Source organism: Bacteroidota bacterium, from assembly GCA_016720935.1.
In the GTDB taxonomy this organism is placed as follows: Bacteria; Bacteroidota; Bacteroidia; order AKYH767-A; family 2013-40CM-41-45; genus JADKJP01.
Window position 1 is genome coordinate 777,846 of record JADKJP010000006.1, and the last position, 17,269, is coordinate 795,114.

Consider the following 17,269-nt stretch of genomic DNA (forward strand, 5'->3'; position numbering starts at 1 on the left):
GGGGGATGCAATGAAATACGGCGCAGCCGGAGGAGGTCATTCAACAACAATCTTCGCATTCATCATTTGTCCGCTTTCATTAACTAGTTGAAGAAAATATATTCCGTTCTGAAGTTCATTACGATTCAATACATATGTTTTTTGATTTGAAATTCTTTCTGCTCTTATAAGCGAACCTTTAGCGTCGAAAATATTCAAATTTGCACTGGCAAACTCTGAAGTTACTTGCAACCAAGTTGATGTATGAAAAGGATTAGGAGAAATTTGAAATCCAGGATGTGAGATCAATATTTTTGGAGATTCTTTGTCAGAAAGCCATGAACATAGGTCTCTTGTAAATAAAGAAGATATAGTAAAGGATGAAATTGTATCTATAAGGAAAAAATTGGAATGGGTAACCAATGGAGTAAAAAATGAATCTTCGATCATCACAATAGAGTCAATGATAGTAGCTGGCTCATTGAAGCAAAGATCATCACAGTTAGTATTCGATCGTATGAAAATAATTTGTGAAAGGGGAATGCCCCAAAAATTTTGGTACATCCCAAATAAGTAAAGAGTATCTATTTGGGAATCAAAATAAGGAAATGCGAATGTATTAGATGTTTGAGAGAAGTTATTTTGGTAAGCTGAAATCAAATTTCCAGATGAATCAAGTTTAATAAATAAAGGTGTTCCTATCTGATTGGAATCCTGAAGGGAACCAGATAATCCAATTGAATTATTTTCCATTTCAACAGGTAAAATAAGACCCAAATCAGTTGTACTACTATGCAATGTTCTTGAAAAGATCACATTACCAGAATTTGAAAATTTATAAACCGCATATGCGGTATGTGTAAATCCAGTTATAAGAATGGACGAATCCGAAAGTTTCAATAATGAATGTGGAGAGTAAGCCGAGTTTCCTTTAATGATTTTAGCCCACGAAACATTTAAGTTAGTGTCAACAACTATTAGAGCAGTTTGATTCCAATCATCATAAGTAATTGCAAATTGAGAATTATTGATACCGGATATTTTGTAATCCCAGATAATGTGATTAATGGTATCAGAAAATGCAATTTGGTCCAAAATATCACCATTGTTGCTTAATTTTAAAATTGTTATACTGTTTCCAGGGCAGTAAGAAAAGGTGCAGAAATAATACTTGTCCTCTATCTCAATAGTATATGTGGGAAGCGTACTAAAACAAGAATCGGGACGTAATAATTTAATCCATTCCAAATTGAATAAACTATCAGTCTTAATAATGCATTGATCATATTGAAGATTACCTGCAATACCTGTAAATAGATAACCCTGATCAGATGTTAGAATGAAAGACCTTAGATACAATGAATCGTTTGCAACACACGAAATAATTTCTCCATTTTTGTCAAGCTTAGAAATAATATAGCTAATATTTAAGAACGTATTATCATCTAGACTACCAAGAAGAACAAACCCTGAATTATGTGCTGGTGCTGCAAATGTGAGATAAGTACTTGCACGTGAAGTGTCTACGATTGATTTTGTTATTGCTTGAGAAAATCCCGCTTTACTTACGTAAATAAGAATAAAAATAAATAAAAGTTTTTTCATGACTCTCACTTAAAATTTTACAGATACTTTAATTGAAGTGTGAAAGGATTGACAACAAATAAAGCTTGTCGAAGTTATAAAAAAAATGAATGGGTAGCACAGATTTGCATTCAACTATTTTGGAATAAAATTGGAACAAATACCTTCTTTGTTTTATGTGGAAATAGTACTTATAAATATTCAACCAATGGATGGTTTTTTATAAATTCTTTGTCCTTGTATTATGCGATATTCATCCACTGAATAGGGCTTTTCAGATTGGAATCTAGGAGGCTGGTATTGGAAGGGGAGGATCAGAGATTGAAAAAAGACGGGTGTATTGACTGTGATATCCGGTGGTGAAGGGCAATCAACTTCTGGCAAGGCGTTTCTGTTTGAAACATTTTAACGAACTTAGAGCATAGCCTGTACGATGAGCGATTCAAGGTGGATTTAAATCACACAATTATAAGACAACGGATGAATATCCGTCGAAGCGTGGTATGAGTAGGATGGGGGATGCAAAGAAATAGGACACAGCTGGTAGAGGGACCACCGCTATCGCAACCACCATGTTAGTTGCCGTTCTGCTATTCATTCGAAGTCGTGTCGTTTCAAGTTTTGAAATTCAATTCGATATTCTTTCAAACCTCCCTTTATTATCATGAAACCAAAGTAAGAGCCGAGCAATAGGACTATTAGCCCGATAAACATTGGATATCTTAACCATTCATACAGCGTCATCTTTCCACTTTCCATTCCTTTGACACGATTAACGTTGGGATTGTCAGATAAATATTCAACAATTATCTGATATGGCGTGTTCGCAACATCTGCCAAGTATTCTGGAATATCTCCGTTTTCTTTTCCTCCTCCTTGAATAGTTCTGCCATTCGGAAGTTTGAAAGTAAATTCATAATAGTAGAAATAAGCAACAGCAGCACTTCTGCTGTCGTTGTATTCAACAACATCTGATTGTTGCTCAACTTTATTAATAAGGCCTTTGGCGGTCGTTGGATTAGTAATCAACCTATATTCATTAAATGGATTATCGAATGAAGAAAACCACATCCACATTCCAATTATAGGGATTGCTATTCCCCAAAAAATGCTTTTAGCAAAAGTAAATTGAACTCGCTTTTCATCACTAAGTCGGTCAAGAAGGCGATTAACTATAATGTTCAAGATTAAAGCTGCAATACCAATACCAATCCCAACAATGGCAAGATAAATCAAAGGATAATTCTCACTTATACTGTGCAACCAATCTTTCATAAGAATTCAATTTTCTTGTTTGGTAATATATTTCTGGCTTGCCGTTGCTTTTACATATCCTTCTCAGCAGGCATTCGAAAAGTTTTCAGTGAAACATTCTCAACCTTCTTCCGCGATAGAATGACCTTGCACACAGGCATTCACACAACATTCCGCCAAGCCGGGCTGACAGATCCTTCGCATCAAGAGCTAGACGCTCTCAAACTTCGATAAAGTAAATTGGTTTTAATCCCCTTCAAATTAGTACTTTCTGCCTGCTTGATTTTAGCCTTTGTTCACGGCTGGGCTTCTTCCATTTTTATTTCTCTTTAATAATATTAATTCATCTCGATACTTTTTGAATTCGGCATCACTAGGGTTTATTTGCAAAATGAAATTTACTTTACCTAAGAGATGTTCAATATAATTTTGTTTTTTAATCCCTTCTCTTTCCATATGGCTATCTAATCCGAACTTAATTATGAAATAAAGTTCCTGGCGGATTTTGTTTCTTTTTTGAAAAGCAACTTGAGTTTTCTTGTTTACCACAATACCGGTAACCGTCTGCCTTTCATTAGGCCTCATCAATTTTGTTTTTTCTTTATTTATTGACAAACCTAAAGTACTAACAGAGGTGATGTCTAATTCTTAGTTGACTTTTTTAGAAGTGGTTTCTTTTTGAGATGATTTTTGATTGCATCCTGTAATCTGTTTAAGTATTTAAAGTTATGTATTTTTTTCAATCGGTGTTCAACTTCTAATAGTGATGCCGCTATCCATCGTTGGCGTTGGTTGCTATTCGACCAGTTTTTCACATTTCTTGTAAATTTTCCGATTAAGGAATTCATACTTTCAATGCAGTTCGTTGTCCCCAGGCTGCGACAGAATATTTGCGCAACAGTTAATTTTTGCAATGTCAGTGTTTCTTCCAAACCCTCGAGAAGCGAATTGGCTGCACTGATATTTATTTTCTCTAACTCCCGATGGATTTCCATTAACGCTGTTTTTGCTTTTGGATAGTCTGGCTCCCGATATGCATTCTGGATTCGAACTTTGAAAATTGTTTTATCTCTTTCACTCAAGTAACTAATGACATTTTCTCTTTTATGCCATTGGCAACGCTGTACTACTGCGGATTTCCCAAAGACATCTTCAATCGCTTTGCGGATACCCTTGCTGCCATCAATTACGGTTAGCAAACCTCCATCGAACTTAAATTTTCGATCAATTAATCGCCTGAGCAGCTGACCAATTGCCCGGCTATTTTCGTTGGAAGTTTGAATAAAATCCAAGGGGATTTTTACTCCTTTATCCGTCACTCCCAGAGCGATAACCATTTGTTCTTTGGCTAAATATTTTCCGTCAACCAACAAGGCAACAAAAGTGTGCTCTTCAAAGGTCCGTTCGCAAAAATGTTTTACTGCCTGTTCACTCGCTTCAATAAATTCCCTGCTGACGTGGCTGGAACTTAATCCGAAATTTTCCGCCAAATGCGCTACGACTTTTTATAATCCCGTGTACTGAGGCCATGCAGTACACTTTTAAACATTTCATCATTTGGAGCTTCGATATTCTTTAACTTTTCAACGCCAGATAACGGAACGCATTGACCAGTTTGGGATTCCCGAATCCTGGGAATTTCCACCGGCAAGCGTTGTCCTCCCATTTTAATGCTCCCTGGATTAAAGCCGTGCCGATAGAATTTTTTGTCTCCGTTTTCAGCATGGGAATAGCGATCTCCTGTCTTTTCTCTTACTAGTTCTTCAAAGATCTGGTTGATCATCACCCGGCACAATTCAAAATGATGACCCAGTAGCTCAAATTTAAGGTCCATGGGTTGGTTTAAAAACCATTCGTAATTTTCTCGGTGAACTTTCGTAGTTTTGCTCATGGTAGTTTGATTTTTTGATTTTTAGCTGCAAACCAAAAATACTCAATTTCAAACCACTTTTCCTGACAGCGACTTCGGTTGCTGTCAGGTTTTTTCAACTAACTTTGGGACAAGACCCTAACAGATTCTTCAATAATTTTTAATAATTCATTTTCATCAAAGTTCCCTGAAAAGCTAAGATCGTCTGCATATCGAGTATATTTTATCTCATTTTTAACGCAATAATTTATTATATTGTCATCGGCTGATTTAAAAAAAATATTTGAAAGATAGGGACTTGTTGGTGCGCCTTGTGGTAACGAATTATTCAATGTACAAAGTTTTGCTAATAAATTTGACAAAATCTTTGAGTAGCCAAGTTTCAAAAAAATATTTTCAACTGAGGAAGTAGTTATGGATGGGAAAAAGTCTTTAATATCAACAGTAAAAACTTTTGGCTGATTCTTATGAAATTTAACATTTTCAATTATATTGATCCTTTTCCTGTATGCTTTTGCAAATGAACTAACCTTAACTTGTTCTAAAATATTTTCAAGAATCCAATTTTGGATTTCTTTTAAACTAGGTAATGGTTCAGATATTTCACGCAGTTTGCCGTTGCGTTTTTTAATTTTAAAATTTCTATAAAAATATGGAGTATAAACTACTGCTCTTTTTAAATAATCCTTTCTATATCCAACAAAAACTGATAAGTTAGAAGTATTGTATATTACTGGTAGCCCTTTCTCAATAAGTGGTTTTGCATAATTCAGGCATCGCTGTATATTCTCATCAGTATATCCTGATTTTGATGCCTTTTGCTCGAATTTCGTTCTATAATTTTCAAAGTTCATATTCTTAAAATCGTTAATTGAGTGGGGGGCATATCCCCCACACTCAAGTTAGTGAATACGGGTTTAAAAGGGTCGGAGCTTCAGCGAAGACCCTTTTAAACCCGAAGGCTTGAAAGCCCATTCAATTACAGAACAGTGACTCACTGTTCCGGTGTCAGCCTAAGCCAACACAATATTTTAAGAAAGAACTAAAAAGTCAATTCATTTTGTCTAGGTACAAAGATAAAACTTTTTTTCCTTTTTATCAATACGACTTTTTCGTCTTTCTCAATCCATTCTTTTTTATTCGTCTTTTTGTACGTATCTTCTAAGGTTCTCAACAACTCAATTCCTTTGTCAGTTAGTATTATTCTGCTATAAGAATTTGTAACCAACCCATTTAAAATTGCTTTATTTGTCTGTACTGCAATTTCGCTAAAATCAATACCATTTCTTACTAGCCGTTTTACAGAACCATTCCGGAAAATTACATCAAGAAGTATGTATAAACTATTTTCATTCATATTTTAGTATCTTGAAAATGGTGCCTCATAAATTTCTCCACTTTTTTTGTGTTCTTTCCAAAATATAGGAAAGGTATTATCTGGTGTTCTCATAAGAGTAATTAAAGCTTCAGATTGATTGAATCCAAAAGTATAATGATTACCAGGTATCAATTTCTCTATTTCCATCATTATTCTAATTTTTTCTTCTAATTCTGGGGGCTTGTAGTAGTCTGAGATTCCTTTTTTGTTATCATGTCTGTATAATAGGCTACATCAATTTTTTTAAGAATTCTGTTGAATCTGATTGGGCGGCTATTGAGATAACATTTAATTTTTTTGGCTCAATATTTCTATTTGAAAGAAACTCTTCTATTGTTGCTTTGATTGTTTCACCAGAACCTAAATAATCGTCAAGAAGAAAAACTGCATCAGTATCTTTTAATTTAAAATCACTTGATTTGATATGGTCATATGATTCGATTTCTATAAATTCTATTACTTTATATCTAATTAACATTGGCTTAATAGCTCTCAACATATAAAGTATAGTATGCCCACTTTTTGTTTTTTTCTCGTCTTCAGGTTTCATTACTGGAAATAAAATAATTCTTTTTAGATTGTCCAGTTTTTCCTTTTCTACTAAATTTAAAGTATTTACAATTTTTGATTGATATTCGCTTAAAGTAATCCAAGTATATCTTTCCGCTAAGTCAATAATTAATTCTCTTTGCGTATCGTTTAGATTAGATAATAATTTACAAAAGTTTGTAAAGACAATATTATTACCTTCTTTATCTGTCCATTTTTTGTCATTAAAGATTGTGTATAGTTTTGTAATTGTTGTTATGTCCATAACTCTATGTTGTGTCATTTATTTTTTCTGCCTTGCTGTTAACGTTTTCGCGGTTGGCGACGGGGCCGGCCACCGCTTTAACATTTTTATGTATAACATCGGCCGGCCCTGGCGCCACACCGCGTTTTATGCTCAGCATTTTCTTAATAGATAGGTTGTCTTAATTACTCAATCATTTTTAAGGTAGACATTGTTTGTCCGCAGTAATTTATTTGTAAGTATTTACCATATTTTATAACTCAATGAATGGACTATATATATTGCAAATAAGAGCAATATTATCTTCTGTGAAAATTCTTTCATTTATTGGACGATTTCGCATTTGAATCGTGTAGCCGCTAAAAGTATTTCTATCAATGTTTATTTCTGTTACCATAAAAGCCGGGTAATAAAGTAAACATCTTACAGGTTGGTTGTCAATTGCGATTCTAAAGTAAATATCTACCGGGATCTGCTGCTCTATTACATGTATTAATCTTTCTATCATAGTTTTATTTTCAAATTTCATTGATATTGTAGTCAATGTAAACAATTATTTGAATGATTTTATATCTTGTGCATAACGTTTCGGTTTACGCAACCAGTTTTGTATATAAATTGAAATTGATTGGGTTCACACAATTGATTGCATATATATTTGAATTGTGCGACATCCGAAATTCAATTATTAGATTTGATTTTGTGTGAATAGGATAAGGTGATGTCTAATTCTTAGTTGAAAAATTGCATCGTGGTTTCCTGATGACGTGATTTTTAATTGCTTCCTGTAATTTATTTAGATGTTTAAAGTTATGAATTTTATTCAAATTATTTTCTAATTCCAATAAGGCTGCAGCAACCCATCTTTGTCGTTGATTACTGTTGGTCCAATGCTTAACATTTCGTACATATTTCGCCATTTGGGAGTTCAGGTTTTCAATACAATTTGTCGTAGCCAAACTTCTGGAAAATATTTGCGCAACTTTCAATTTGTGGAGTGTAAGCGTTTCTTCCAAGCCTTCCAGTAGAGAGTTCGCTGCATTTTGATTGATTTTTAAGAGCTCTTTGTGGATGTTTAGCAATACCAGTTTAGCTTTTATTGTAATCAGGTTCCCGGTATGCATTCTGTATTTTTGTTTTAAAATTCGATTTGTCCCGATCACTTAAATAGCTCAGTACATTTTCACGTTTGTGCCACTGACAACGCTGAATAATTGCTTTTTTCCAAACACATCGACCACCGCCTTGTGAAGCCCCTTGCTACCATCGATCACGACAAGTAAGCCGTCAGTAAAACTAAATTTCTTTGCGAGTATTTGTTTAAGCAACTGGCTTATGGCACGGCTATTTTCATTTGATGTTTGAATAAAACCTACCGGAATTTTGATCCCTTTATCCGTCACACCCAAGGCGACTACCATCTGTTCACTGGCCAGATATTTTCCGTCAATTAACAGTACAACAAAATTGTGATCTTCATAGGTTCGTTCACAAAAATGCTTGAATGCTTCTTCGCTTTGTTCTTTAAACTCACGACTGACCTGACTTGAACTGAGTCCGAAACTTTCGGCTAAATGGTTAGTTACTTTTTTATAATCACGAGTGCTGATTCCATGAAGAACCTTTTTGAGAACTTCTTCGGTTGGCTCGGCTAGGTTTCTTAAGTTTTCCAGACCTGGAAGCGGTACACATTTTCCACTTGAAGATTCCCTGATTCTTGGAATTTCCACCGGCAATCGATGATCTCCCATTTTGATGCTCCCGGATTGAAACCGTGGCGATAGAATTTTTTTGGGCCCGAAAGTGAATGCTCATAACGTTCACCTGTCTTTTCTCTGATAATTTCTTCAAAAATCTGATTAATCATGATTCGACACATCTCAAAATGATTCATCACCATTTCAAATTTAATGTCGACTGGTTGGTCGTAAAACCAAGCAATGTTTTCTCGTTGAACTTTTGTAGATTTGCTCATGGTAGTTTGATTTTAGATTTTAGGTCGCAAATCAAAAATACTCATTATCAAACCACTTACTTAGCAGCGACTTCGGTAGCTGCTAAGTTTTTTTCAACTAACTTTGGGACTACACCTAGGATAAGTGTGATATAGGTTCATTGAGGAAAATAATATTTATCTTTAACTGAAATTATTTATTTTATTGAATACAATTATCAAATTGAATTAAATATTCAAAAAAATATGCTGACTAAGATACGTTTTTCAAATTGTTTTAAAAGAAAAGAGAGGAATTTTTATGAGGGACAGAGGAGTGGAGCGAGGGACGAAGGACGGGGGACGGATTGTGTGTGTAGGGCTGGCTTTGGAAATTAGTAGTCGGGAGTCCGTAGTCTGTAGTCTGTAGTCGGTTTGGAAAAGAGACGCGGTGATTGGTGCGAGCGTTTTAAGTTAAAGAGTTATTATAAGTTAAAATATAAGTGGTAGCGAAAGTGGAAGTGTATGTGGAAGTTTTAAGTTTTTTTGAGGTTTGTGGAATGGGAGGGGGGAGAGAATTTGTGGACAGGGGGGAGTAGATTATTTAATCCAACCACTAACCACTAAGCACCAGGAACCCAAATAGATTGCGGTGCAGCCAGCAAACTAACCGCGGGCGAAGCGAGGGACGAGCGGAGCACGGGGAGGGCAGAGGTAGATTGACGGGGGGCTTGCGTTCCAAATCTTTGAGGTACTTGGCGGATTCTTAGTGATTATTTCGCCCCATCGGGGCAAAGGGCGCAAAGAGACGCAAAGGCAATATTGCAACTATCAGATAATTAACAAATTATAACATTTTGTCAATAAGTTTTTCTTCCTTAAGAAGGGGAAAAAATTACCTTTGCGGACGAAAAAGAAGGCTTTTACGCAATTAATCCCGTTCTCCGACAAATGCCACGTGATCTCTCCATTAAATCAGTTCTCATCATAGGTTCAGGTCCGATTATTATCGGACAGGCTTGTGAATTCGATTATTCAGGTTCGCAGGCTTCGCGCTCGCTGAAAGAAGAGGGAATTGAAGTGACGCTCATCAATTCCAATCCTGCGACGATCATGACGGATCATGTGACGGCGGATAATATTTATCTGAAACCGCTCACGAAAAAATCCATCATTGAAATTCTGGAAAAACATAAAATCGATGCGGTGCTGCCTACCATGGGCGGACAAACTGCTTTGAACCTTGCGATTGAATGTCAGAAGTCGGGAATCTGGGATCGATATGGTGTGAAAATTATTGGTGTCGATATCGATGCCATTAACATGACGGAAGACCGGGAGAAATTCCGCTTACGCATGCTTGAACTTGGCGCGGGAGTGTGCAAAGGAAGAACAGCGACTTCTTTCCTCGAAGGAAAAGAAATCGCCCAGGAGATTGGTTTTCCGCTGGTGATTCGTCCCTCCTTCACACTCGGCGGAACGGGTGGTGGTTTTGTGCATACCAAAGAGGAGTTCGACAGTTTTCTTAACCGCGGTCTGCATGCATCGCCTGTACACGAAGTATTGATCGAACAGTCTATCATGGGCTGGAAGGAATTCGAACTGGAACTTCTTCGCGACGCCGCCGGAAACGTTATCATCATTTGCTCCATCGAGAATTTTGATCCGATGGGAATTCATACGGGTGATTCCATCACCGTTGCTCCGGCGATGACATTGTCGGATGTGACCTACCAGAGAATGCGTGATCTTGCCATTCGCTGTATGAACGGTATCGGAAATTTCGCGGGTGGTTGTAATATTCAGTTTTCGGTGAATCCGGATAATGAAGAGGACATCATCGTGATCGAAATCAATCCGCGTGTTTCGCGTTCTTCGGCGCTGGCTTCAAAAGCGACCGGTTATCCTATCGCGAAAATCGCAGCCAAACTGGCCATCGGGTATCATCTCGATGAATTAAAAAATCAGATTACAAAAAGTACTTCCGCGTTTTTTGAACCGACTCTCGATTATGTGATCGTGAAAGTTCCACGCTGGAATTTTGATAAGTTCAAAGGCACCGATCGTCACCTTGGTTTGCAGATGAAATCTGTGGGCGAGGCAATGGGTATCGGTCGTTGTTTCCAGGAGGCTTTGCAAAAGGCTTGTCAATCGCTCGAGATCAAACGTAACGGTCTGGGTGCCGACGGCCGCGAGATCCGCGACCAGGAAGAAATCCTCGACAGTCTGGAACGTCCGAGATGGAATCGTTTGTTCCATATCTACGACGCGTTCAAACTGGGCATCTCATTCAATACAATACAAAAACTTACCAAGATCGATCCCTGGTTCCTTCGCCAGATCGAAGAGCTGATCGAACTTGAAAAGGAAATCGAAAAATATACAGTCGATACGATTCCGAACGCTTTGCTGATGGAAGCAAAGAAAAAAGGATACGCTGATCGTCAGGTTGCGCATCTGCTGCGTTGTCTGGAAAGCCAGGTGTTTAAAAAGCGCGGGGAGCTGGGCATTCGCAGAGTTTGGAAACTGGTCGACACCTGCGCGGCAGAGTTTGAAGCGAAGACGCCTTATTTCTATTCCACATTCGATGAGGAAAATGAAAGTGTCTCGACCAATAAAAAGAAAATTGTGATTCTTGGTTCCGGTCCGAACCGGATCGGGCAGGGGATAGAATTCGATTACAGTTGCGTGCATGGTGTTCTCGCTGCGAAAGAAGCAGGTTACGAAACCATCATGATCAATTGCAATCCGGAGACGGTCTCTACCGATTTTGATATCGCCGACAAGCTGTATTTCGAACCGGTTTTCTGGGAACATATTTACGAGATCATCGAGCACGAAAAACCGGAAGGTGTCATCGTACAGCTGGGCGGTCAAACCGCGCTGAAGCTCGCTGAGAAATTAAATAAATACGGAATTAAAATTATCGGCACCAGTTTCGAGTCGCTGGATCTGGCGGAAGATCGTGGTCAGTTTTCCACGCTGCTGCGCGATCTGAATATTCCGTACCCGAAATTCGGTGTAGTGGAGAATTCGGATCAGCTGGTGGGACTTTCAAAAGATCTTGGTTTCCCATTGCTGGTGCGTCCGAGTTATGTGCTGGGCGGACAAAGCATGAAGATTGTGATCAATGTGGAAGAGCTGGAAACGCATGTGATTAAAATTCTGCAGGACATTCCGGATAATAAAATCCTGCTCGATCATTTCCTTGAAAAAGCGATCGAAGCGGAAGCCGACGCGATTTGTGACGGGGAAGATGTGTACATCATCGGAATGATGGAACACATTGAACCGGCGGGAATCCACAGCGGCGACAGCAACGCGGTGCTTCCTCCGTTTGATCTGGAGCGATAATGTGCTTCAGCAGATGGAAGCGATCACGCGCAAGATCGCGCTGGCGATGCAGGTGAAGGGTTTGATCAATATCCAGTTCGCCATCAAGAACGAAACGGTGTATGTAATCGAAGCGAATCCGAGAGCTTCGCGTACGGTGCCGTTTATCGCCAAGGCTTACGATGAGCCTTATGTTAATTATGCAACGAAGGTGATGCTGGGTGTAAACAAACTGAAGGATTTCAAATTTTCTCCAAAGAAAAATGGTTACGCGATCAAGGTTCCTGTTTTCTCTTTCGATAAATTTCTGGATGTGAATAAGGAGCTGGGTCCTGAGATGAAATCAACGGGTGAAGCGATTTATTTCATCGATGACCTGGAGGATGATTTCTTCCAGAAAGTCTATTCCGAACGTAATCTCTATCTATCACGATAAAAACTTGCGCCCTTTGTCCCGAGGGGACGAAATAATTTCATTCCCTCGGGACAAAGTGCGCAAAGAAGAAAACATATGCAGGAATTTCTCATCATAGCAATACTTCTGATTCTCTTCTTCAGCACCGTGAGGAGATTCGTGTTTTTTAATTCCACCAACGCCTTCAACAAAGCTGCCGATCAGTTCATGAAGCGCCAGGAGATGGAAGAAAGAAAACGCAAAGAGGAAGGAAAAGTCTACGTCGAAAATATTCCTCCCGGTAAAAAGAAGATGAAGGATGAGGGGGAGTATGTGGATTATGAGGAGGTGGATTAATTGTTGATTTTAGATTGTTGATTGTTGATTGATTGTAGATTGTCTGGATTGTTGATTGTTGATTTATTTTAGATTGCAGATTGTTGATTGTTGATTGGATTGTAGATTGATTGGATTGTTGATTGTGGAATGTGGAATGTAGAATGTAGATTGGATTTTTATCATAGTAACTAAATAACCCAATAACCCAATAACTTAATAACCCAATAACCCAATAACCCAATAACCCAATAACCCAATAACTTAATAACCCAATAACCCAATAACCCAATAACTCAATAACTCAATAACTCAATAACCCAATAACCCAATAACTCAATAACCCAATAACTCAATAACTTAATAACTTAATAACTTAATAACCGAATAACCAATAACTCATTTCCCCTTCAATTCAAAAATATGAAGAAATTCCTGCCACACATTATTGCCATTGTCGCTTTCCTGGTAATAACTTTTATTTACTTTTTCCCATTGCTGGAAGGCAAAGAATTAAGACAGAGTGATACGAACAACTGGAAGGGGATGGCGCAGGAGATTGTTTCGTTTCAGGACAAGACAGGAGAGAAGACGTATTGGACGAATTCCATGTTTGGCGGAATGCCGGGGTATCAGATTTCGGCGGTGTATGGAGCGAATCTGATTCAGTATATTGATAAAGCGATTTTATTTTTGCCGGCTCCGGCGAATTTGTTTTTCCTGTTGCTGGTTGGATTTTATTTTCTGCTGGTGACCTTGAAGGTCGACAACCGTGTTTCGATAATCGGATCGCTGGCCTTCGCGTTTAGTTCTTATCTCATCATCTTCCTGGTGACGGGGCACAATACCAAGGTCCATGCGATCGGGTACATGGCTCCTGTGATTGCCGGGATCATCATGACTTATCGGGGACGAATGTGGCTGGGCGCGGCGCTCACGGGTTTGTTCCTCGCATTGGAACTGAACGCGAATCACGTGCAGATCACGTATTACCTGATGCTGATGGTCGTGATTCTGGGGATAGCGGAATTGTATTCGGCATTTAAAGAGAAAAGGATTCCTCAGTTTGTGAAAGCTACCGCGCTGCTGGGAGTTATGGCGATTCTGGCAGTTGCCACGAACATCACGAATCTGTGGGCGACACAGGAATATGGAAAATATTCTACGCGTGGTCCGTCTGAGTTGAAAGCGGATAAAGAAAACCAGACAACCGGTTTGGATCGTGATTACATCACCGACTGGAGTTATGGTATCGGTGAAAGCTGGACATTCCTTGTCCCGGATTTTAAAGGAGGAGCGAGTGAAGGCATCGCGAAGAACAACAAAGATGCTTTGAAAGGTCTGGATGAAAATTACAAACAGAATATCGCGCAGTTCAGTTCTTATTTCGGTGATCAGCCTTTCGTAGGCGGACCACTGTATCTTGGAGCGATTGTGTGTTTGCTTTTTGTGCTGGGATTGTTTGTTGTGAAGGGTCCGATGAAATGGTGGCTGCTGGCTTCCAGTCTTTTGTTTTTGTTGCTGTCATGGGGAAAGAATTTTATGTCGTTCACGAATTTCTTCCTCGACAATGTTCCGGGTTATGATAAGTTCCGGGCGGTGACGACAACGCTTGTCATTCTGGAATTCACATTCCCCTTGCTTGCGATTCTTGCGGTGGACAAAATGGTGAAGGAAACAGATTTCTTTACCAAATACAAAAAGCAATTGATGTATACGCTGGGCGGAGTGCTTGCGGTGATCGGTCTGATGTGTGTGGCTCCGGGAGTGTTTACTTCTTTCTATACGCCGACGGAATACGATCAGGTGACTGCATCTGTTCAGGGAAAAAATATCGGTCAGGATGTTATTGACGCTTTCTTCAGCAATCTTTCCGATGCGCGTAAGCACATTGTGGTGAGCGACGCGGTGAGGAGCTTTATGTTTATTCTTCTTGCCTGTGCTTTAATCTGGACATATCTGCGTTACCGTTATTCAAAAGAGATCTTTGTGTATGGTTTGATGTTCCTGATCGTTCTGGATCTCGCGCCTGTTGGCAAGCGTTATCTCCTGACGGAAGATTTTGTGAAGAAGAGTGCGAATGCTGTTCCCTTCCCGATGTCGCAGGCGGATCAGATGATCAAGCAGGATACTACACAAAGTTATCGTGTCCTGAATCTCGCGGCGAATGTATTTAACGATGCGAGTACTTCGTATTATCATCAGTCGATTGGTGGTTACCACGGAGCGAAACTGAAGCGTTACAAAGAGCTTATTGATTACAGTCTGACTCCGGAGCTTGCCGCTTTGAAAACAGGAATGCAAAAGCCGGATTCATCCTTCATGGCCGTGTTGGGTGGTCAGCCTGCATTGAACATGTTGAACACAAAATACATTATCTACAATCCGGATGCGGCTCCATTGCAGAATCCGGGTGCGTTGGGTAACGCGTGGTTTGTAAAGGAATTCAAAGTGGTTGCCAACGCGGATTCAGAAATCGCTTCATTGAATTCATTTGATCCTGCAAGGACAGCGGTGATTGATCAGCGTTTCAATGAGCAGATCACTGGTTTTCAGCCGGGCAATGATTCCGCTGCGACAATTAAGCTCACGAAATATCAGCCGAATCATCTGATCTATTCGATGAATTCATCTTCGGATCAGTTCGCAGTTTTCTCTGAAATCTATTACGACAAAGGCTGGATCGCTTATGTTGACGGCAAAGAAGTTCCGTATGCCCGTGTCAATTATGTATTGCGCGGCATGCGTGTTCCCGCAGGATCACACACGATCGAATGGAAATTCGAACCGACTGTTGTGAAGACAGGAGAAAAGATTGCCTTGGCCAGTTCGGCATTGTTGATTCTCCTGGTGGGGGGATTGGGTTGGATGGAGTGGAAGAAGGGGAAATCATCTCAGGCTGCCTGAGGAATAGTTTTTTAATGCTGAATTAAGTATCGAACGGAGCGAATGAAGAAAATTCTGTACATCACCTACTACTGGCCGCCAAGCGGTGGAGCGGGGGTACAGCGATCACTGAAGTTCGTGAAGTACCTGCCTGAATTTCAGATTCAGCCCGTGGTGCTTACGGTCGATGAAAACAAAGCAACGTATCCGCTTACAGACAGCAGTCTGCTCAAAGAAGTTCCGAAGGATCTGGAAATAGTCCGCACGGATTCTTTTGAAGCCTTGCAGATTTTATCGAAGGTCACTAGCAAGAGTAAAATTCCTTACGGCGGTTTCGCGAATCCCGGTAAGGAGAAATTTTCACAAAAAGTTTTACGATTTATCCGTGGTAATTTTTTCATTCCCGATGCGCGGAAAGGCTGGGTGGATTATGCTTTGAAGGCTGCATCAAAGATTATCACAGAACAGAATATTGATACGGTGGTGATTTCGAGTCCGCCCCACAGCTCACAGCTGATCGGTTTAGCGCTGAAAAAGAAATTCCCGAAACTCAACTGGATAGCGGATCTGCGTGATCCATGGACGGATATTTATTATTACAAGGAAATGTTACACACTCCGTTTGCAAAAGCGAAGGACAAGAGACTGGAGCGAGCGGTACTCGAGCAGTGTTCTGCAGCAATTGTTGTGAGTGATGATATCAAGAGATTATTTCTGCAAAAATCAAATGCCATTGCTGCCGCCAAAGTGCACGTGATCCCGAATGGATTTGATGATGTGGATTTTGAAGCAGGGGTGGAGCCGGTGAAAGATAAGTTTCTGATTACCTATGTTGGTACCATCGCGGACTCTTATAATTCGGAGATCTTCTTTTCTTCGGTTAGTAAATTGAAACAGCAGTTTCCTGCATTTCCTTTAGGGATTCGTTTTGTTGGAAGTGTGAGCGGACAAGTGCTTGAATACCTCGAGAAATATAATTTAAAGAGTCATACAGAGATCATCGGACATGTTTCGCATGATGAAGCGATTCGTTACATGCAGAAATCCAGTTTGCTGTTGCTGATCATTCCGCATATTCAGAATGATAAAGGGATTCTCACCGGAAAATTGTTCGAATACATCGGTGCGAAACGTCCGATACTGGGCATTGGTCCGGTTGATGGTGATGCAGCGAGGATAATGAATGAATGCAATGCCGGGAAAATGTTTTCCCGGGAGCAGGCGAATGAACTGGAAATCTGGCTGAAGGATGCTGTGAACCGATGGGAGAAGAATTCGTCTTTCAGAGACGGCAGCGTCAACTCCGAAAAGTATTCACGTAAGGAGCTAACCAAGATGCTGGCGGCTTTGATAGTGAATGGATTTTAGTTGTTAGTTGTTAGTGGTTAGTTGTTAGTTGTTGGATATAAATTATGAAGTTTAGATATGATTATAGGATAAAATTATATTCGAAACTGATAGAATGCTTATCAGTCTTATTACCTTCACCAACCACTAAGCGCCAACCACTAAGCACCAACCACTAAGCA

12 protein-coding genes and 1 pseudogene are annotated in these 17,269 nt (G+C 39.5%); 4 read left to right on the forward strand and 9 right to left on the reverse strand.

Translation table 11 applies throughout. From position 1 onward, the window contains the following. Nucleotides 1-36: 36 nt before the first annotated feature. From IPP86_11550 to IPP86_11590, 9 genes are all read right to left on the reverse strand, one after another. Entirely contained in the window at nt 37-1,584 is a 1,548-nt protein-coding gene (locus IPP86_11550; protein MBL0139148.1) for a T9SS type A sorting domain-containing protein, read from the reverse strand. A 573-nt stretch (nt 1,585-2,157) separates the two neighbouring features. Then, entirely contained in the window at nt 2,158-2,838 is a 681-nt protein-coding gene (locus tag IPP86_11555) for a hypothetical protein (GenBank protein ID MBL0139149.1), read from the reverse strand. A gap of 264 nt (nt 2,839-3,102) precedes the next feature. Then, nucleotides 3,103-3,402, reverse strand: a complete 300-nt coding sequence (locus tag IPP86_11560) for a hypothetical protein (GenBank protein MBL0139150.1) — start codon at nt 3,400-3,402, stop codon at nt 3,103-3,105. A gap of 56 nt (nt 3,403-3,458) precedes the next feature. Continuing rightward, a complete protein-coding gene (locus tag IPP86_11565) occupies nt 3,459-4,307 on the reverse strand; it encodes a transposase (GenBank protein MBL0139151.1) in 849 nt (282 codons plus the stop codon). A gap of 5 nt (nt 4,308-4,312) precedes the next feature. Beyond that, entirely contained in the window at nt 4,313-4,708 is a 396-nt protein-coding gene (locus tag IPP86_11570) for a hypothetical protein (protein MBL0139152.1), read from the reverse strand. Nucleotides 4,709-4,806: 98 nt separating this feature from the next. Continuing rightward, complete coding sequence (locus IPP86_11575; GenBank protein ID MBL0139153.1) at nt 4,807-5,541, reverse strand: RNA-directed DNA polymerase; 735 nt, start codon at nt 5,539-5,541, stop codon at nt 4,807-4,809. Nucleotides 5,542-5,729: 188 nt separating this feature from the next. Beyond that, complete coding sequence (locus tag IPP86_11580) at nt 5,730-6,044, reverse strand: hypothetical protein (GenBank protein ID MBL0139154.1); 315 nt, start codon at nt 6,042-6,044, stop codon at nt 5,730-5,732. A 250-nt stretch (nt 6,045-6,294) separates the two neighbouring features. After that, nucleotides 6,295-6,897: a hypothetical protein gene (locus tag IPP86_11585; GenBank protein ID MBL0139155.1), complete on the reverse strand. Its 603-nt coding sequence runs from the start codon at nt 6,895-6,897 to the stop codon at nt 6,295-6,297. 1,133 nt (nt 6,898-8,030) lie between these two features. Beyond that, a complete protein-coding gene (locus IPP86_11590; GenBank protein ID MBL0139156.1) occupies nt 8,031-8,609 on the reverse strand; it encodes a transposase in 579 nt (192 codons plus the stop codon). A 1,133-nt stretch (nt 8,610-9,742) separates the two neighbouring features. On the opposite strand from IPP86_11590, the pseudogene carB reads away from it, so the two are divergent. The 4 genes and pseudogenes from carB to IPP86_11610 all read left to right on the forward strand — a co-directional run bounded on the left by carB (nt 9,743) and on the right by IPP86_11610 (nt 17,108). Continuing rightward, nucleotides 9,743-12,560, forward strand: a pseudogene (carB, locus tag IPP86_11595) (carbamoyl-phosphate synthase large subunit). Nucleotides 12,561-12,635: 75 nt separating this feature from the next. Continuing rightward, complete coding sequence (locus IPP86_11600; GenBank protein ID MBL0139157.1) at nt 12,636-12,875, forward strand: DUF4834 family protein; 240 nt, start codon at nt 12,636-12,638, stop codon at nt 12,873-12,875. A 402-nt stretch (nt 12,876-13,277) separates the two neighbouring features. Then, nucleotides 13,278-15,761 (forward strand): YfhO family protein, encoded by a 2,484-nt coding sequence (locus IPP86_11605; protein MBL0139158.1) that lies wholly within the window; start codon nt 13,278-13,280, stop codon nt 15,759-15,761. Between the two features lie 42 nt (nt 15,762-15,803). Next, a complete protein-coding gene (locus tag IPP86_11610; GenBank protein MBL0139159.1) occupies nt 15,804-17,108 on the forward strand; it encodes a glycosyltransferase in 1,305 nt (434 codons plus the stop codon). Nucleotides 17,109-17,269 lie beyond the last annotated feature (161 nt).

Bases quoted from the DNA above. Each gene is read 5' to 3' on its own strand.
- IPP86_11580 (MBL0139154.1), bottom strand. From the start codon at position 6,044: ATGAATGAAAATAGTTTATACATACTTCTTGATGTAATTTTCCGGAAT.
- IPP86_11610 (MBL0139159.1), top strand. From the start codon at position 15,804: ATGAAGAAAATTCTGTACATCACCTACTACTGGCCGCCAAGCGGTGGA.
- IPP86_11550 (MBL0139148.1), bottom strand. From the start codon at position 1,584: ATGAAAAAACTTTTATTTATTTTTATTCTTATTTACGTAAGTAAAGCG.
- IPP86_11590 (MBL0139156.1), bottom strand. From the start codon at position 8,609: ATGGGAGATCATCGATTGCCGGTGGAAATTCCAAGAATCAGGGAATCT.
- IPP86_11560 (MBL0139150.1), bottom strand. From the start codon at position 3,402: ATGAGGCCTAATGAAAGGCAGACGGTTACCGGTATTGTGGTAAACAAG.
- IPP86_11600 (MBL0139157.1), top strand. From the start codon at position 12,636: ATGCAGGAATTTCTCATCATAGCAATACTTCTGATTCTCTTCTTCAGC.
- IPP86_11585 (MBL0139155.1), bottom strand. From the start codon at position 6,897: ATGACACAACATAGAGTTATGGACATAACAACAATTACAAAACTATAC.
- IPP86_11605 (MBL0139158.1), top strand. From the start codon at position 13,278: ATGAAGAAATTCCTGCCACACATTATTGCCATTGTCGCTTTCCTGGTA.
- IPP86_11570 (MBL0139152.1), bottom strand. From the start codon at position 4,708: ATGAGCAAAACTACGAAAGTTCACCGAGAAAATTACGAATGGTTTTTA.
- IPP86_11575 (MBL0139153.1), bottom strand. From the start codon at position 5,541: ATGAACTTTGAAAATTATAGAACGAAATTCGAGCAAAAGGCATCAAAA.
- IPP86_11555 (MBL0139149.1), bottom strand. From the start codon at position 2,838: ATGAAAGATTGGTTGCACAGTATAAGTGAGAATTATCCTTTGATTTAT.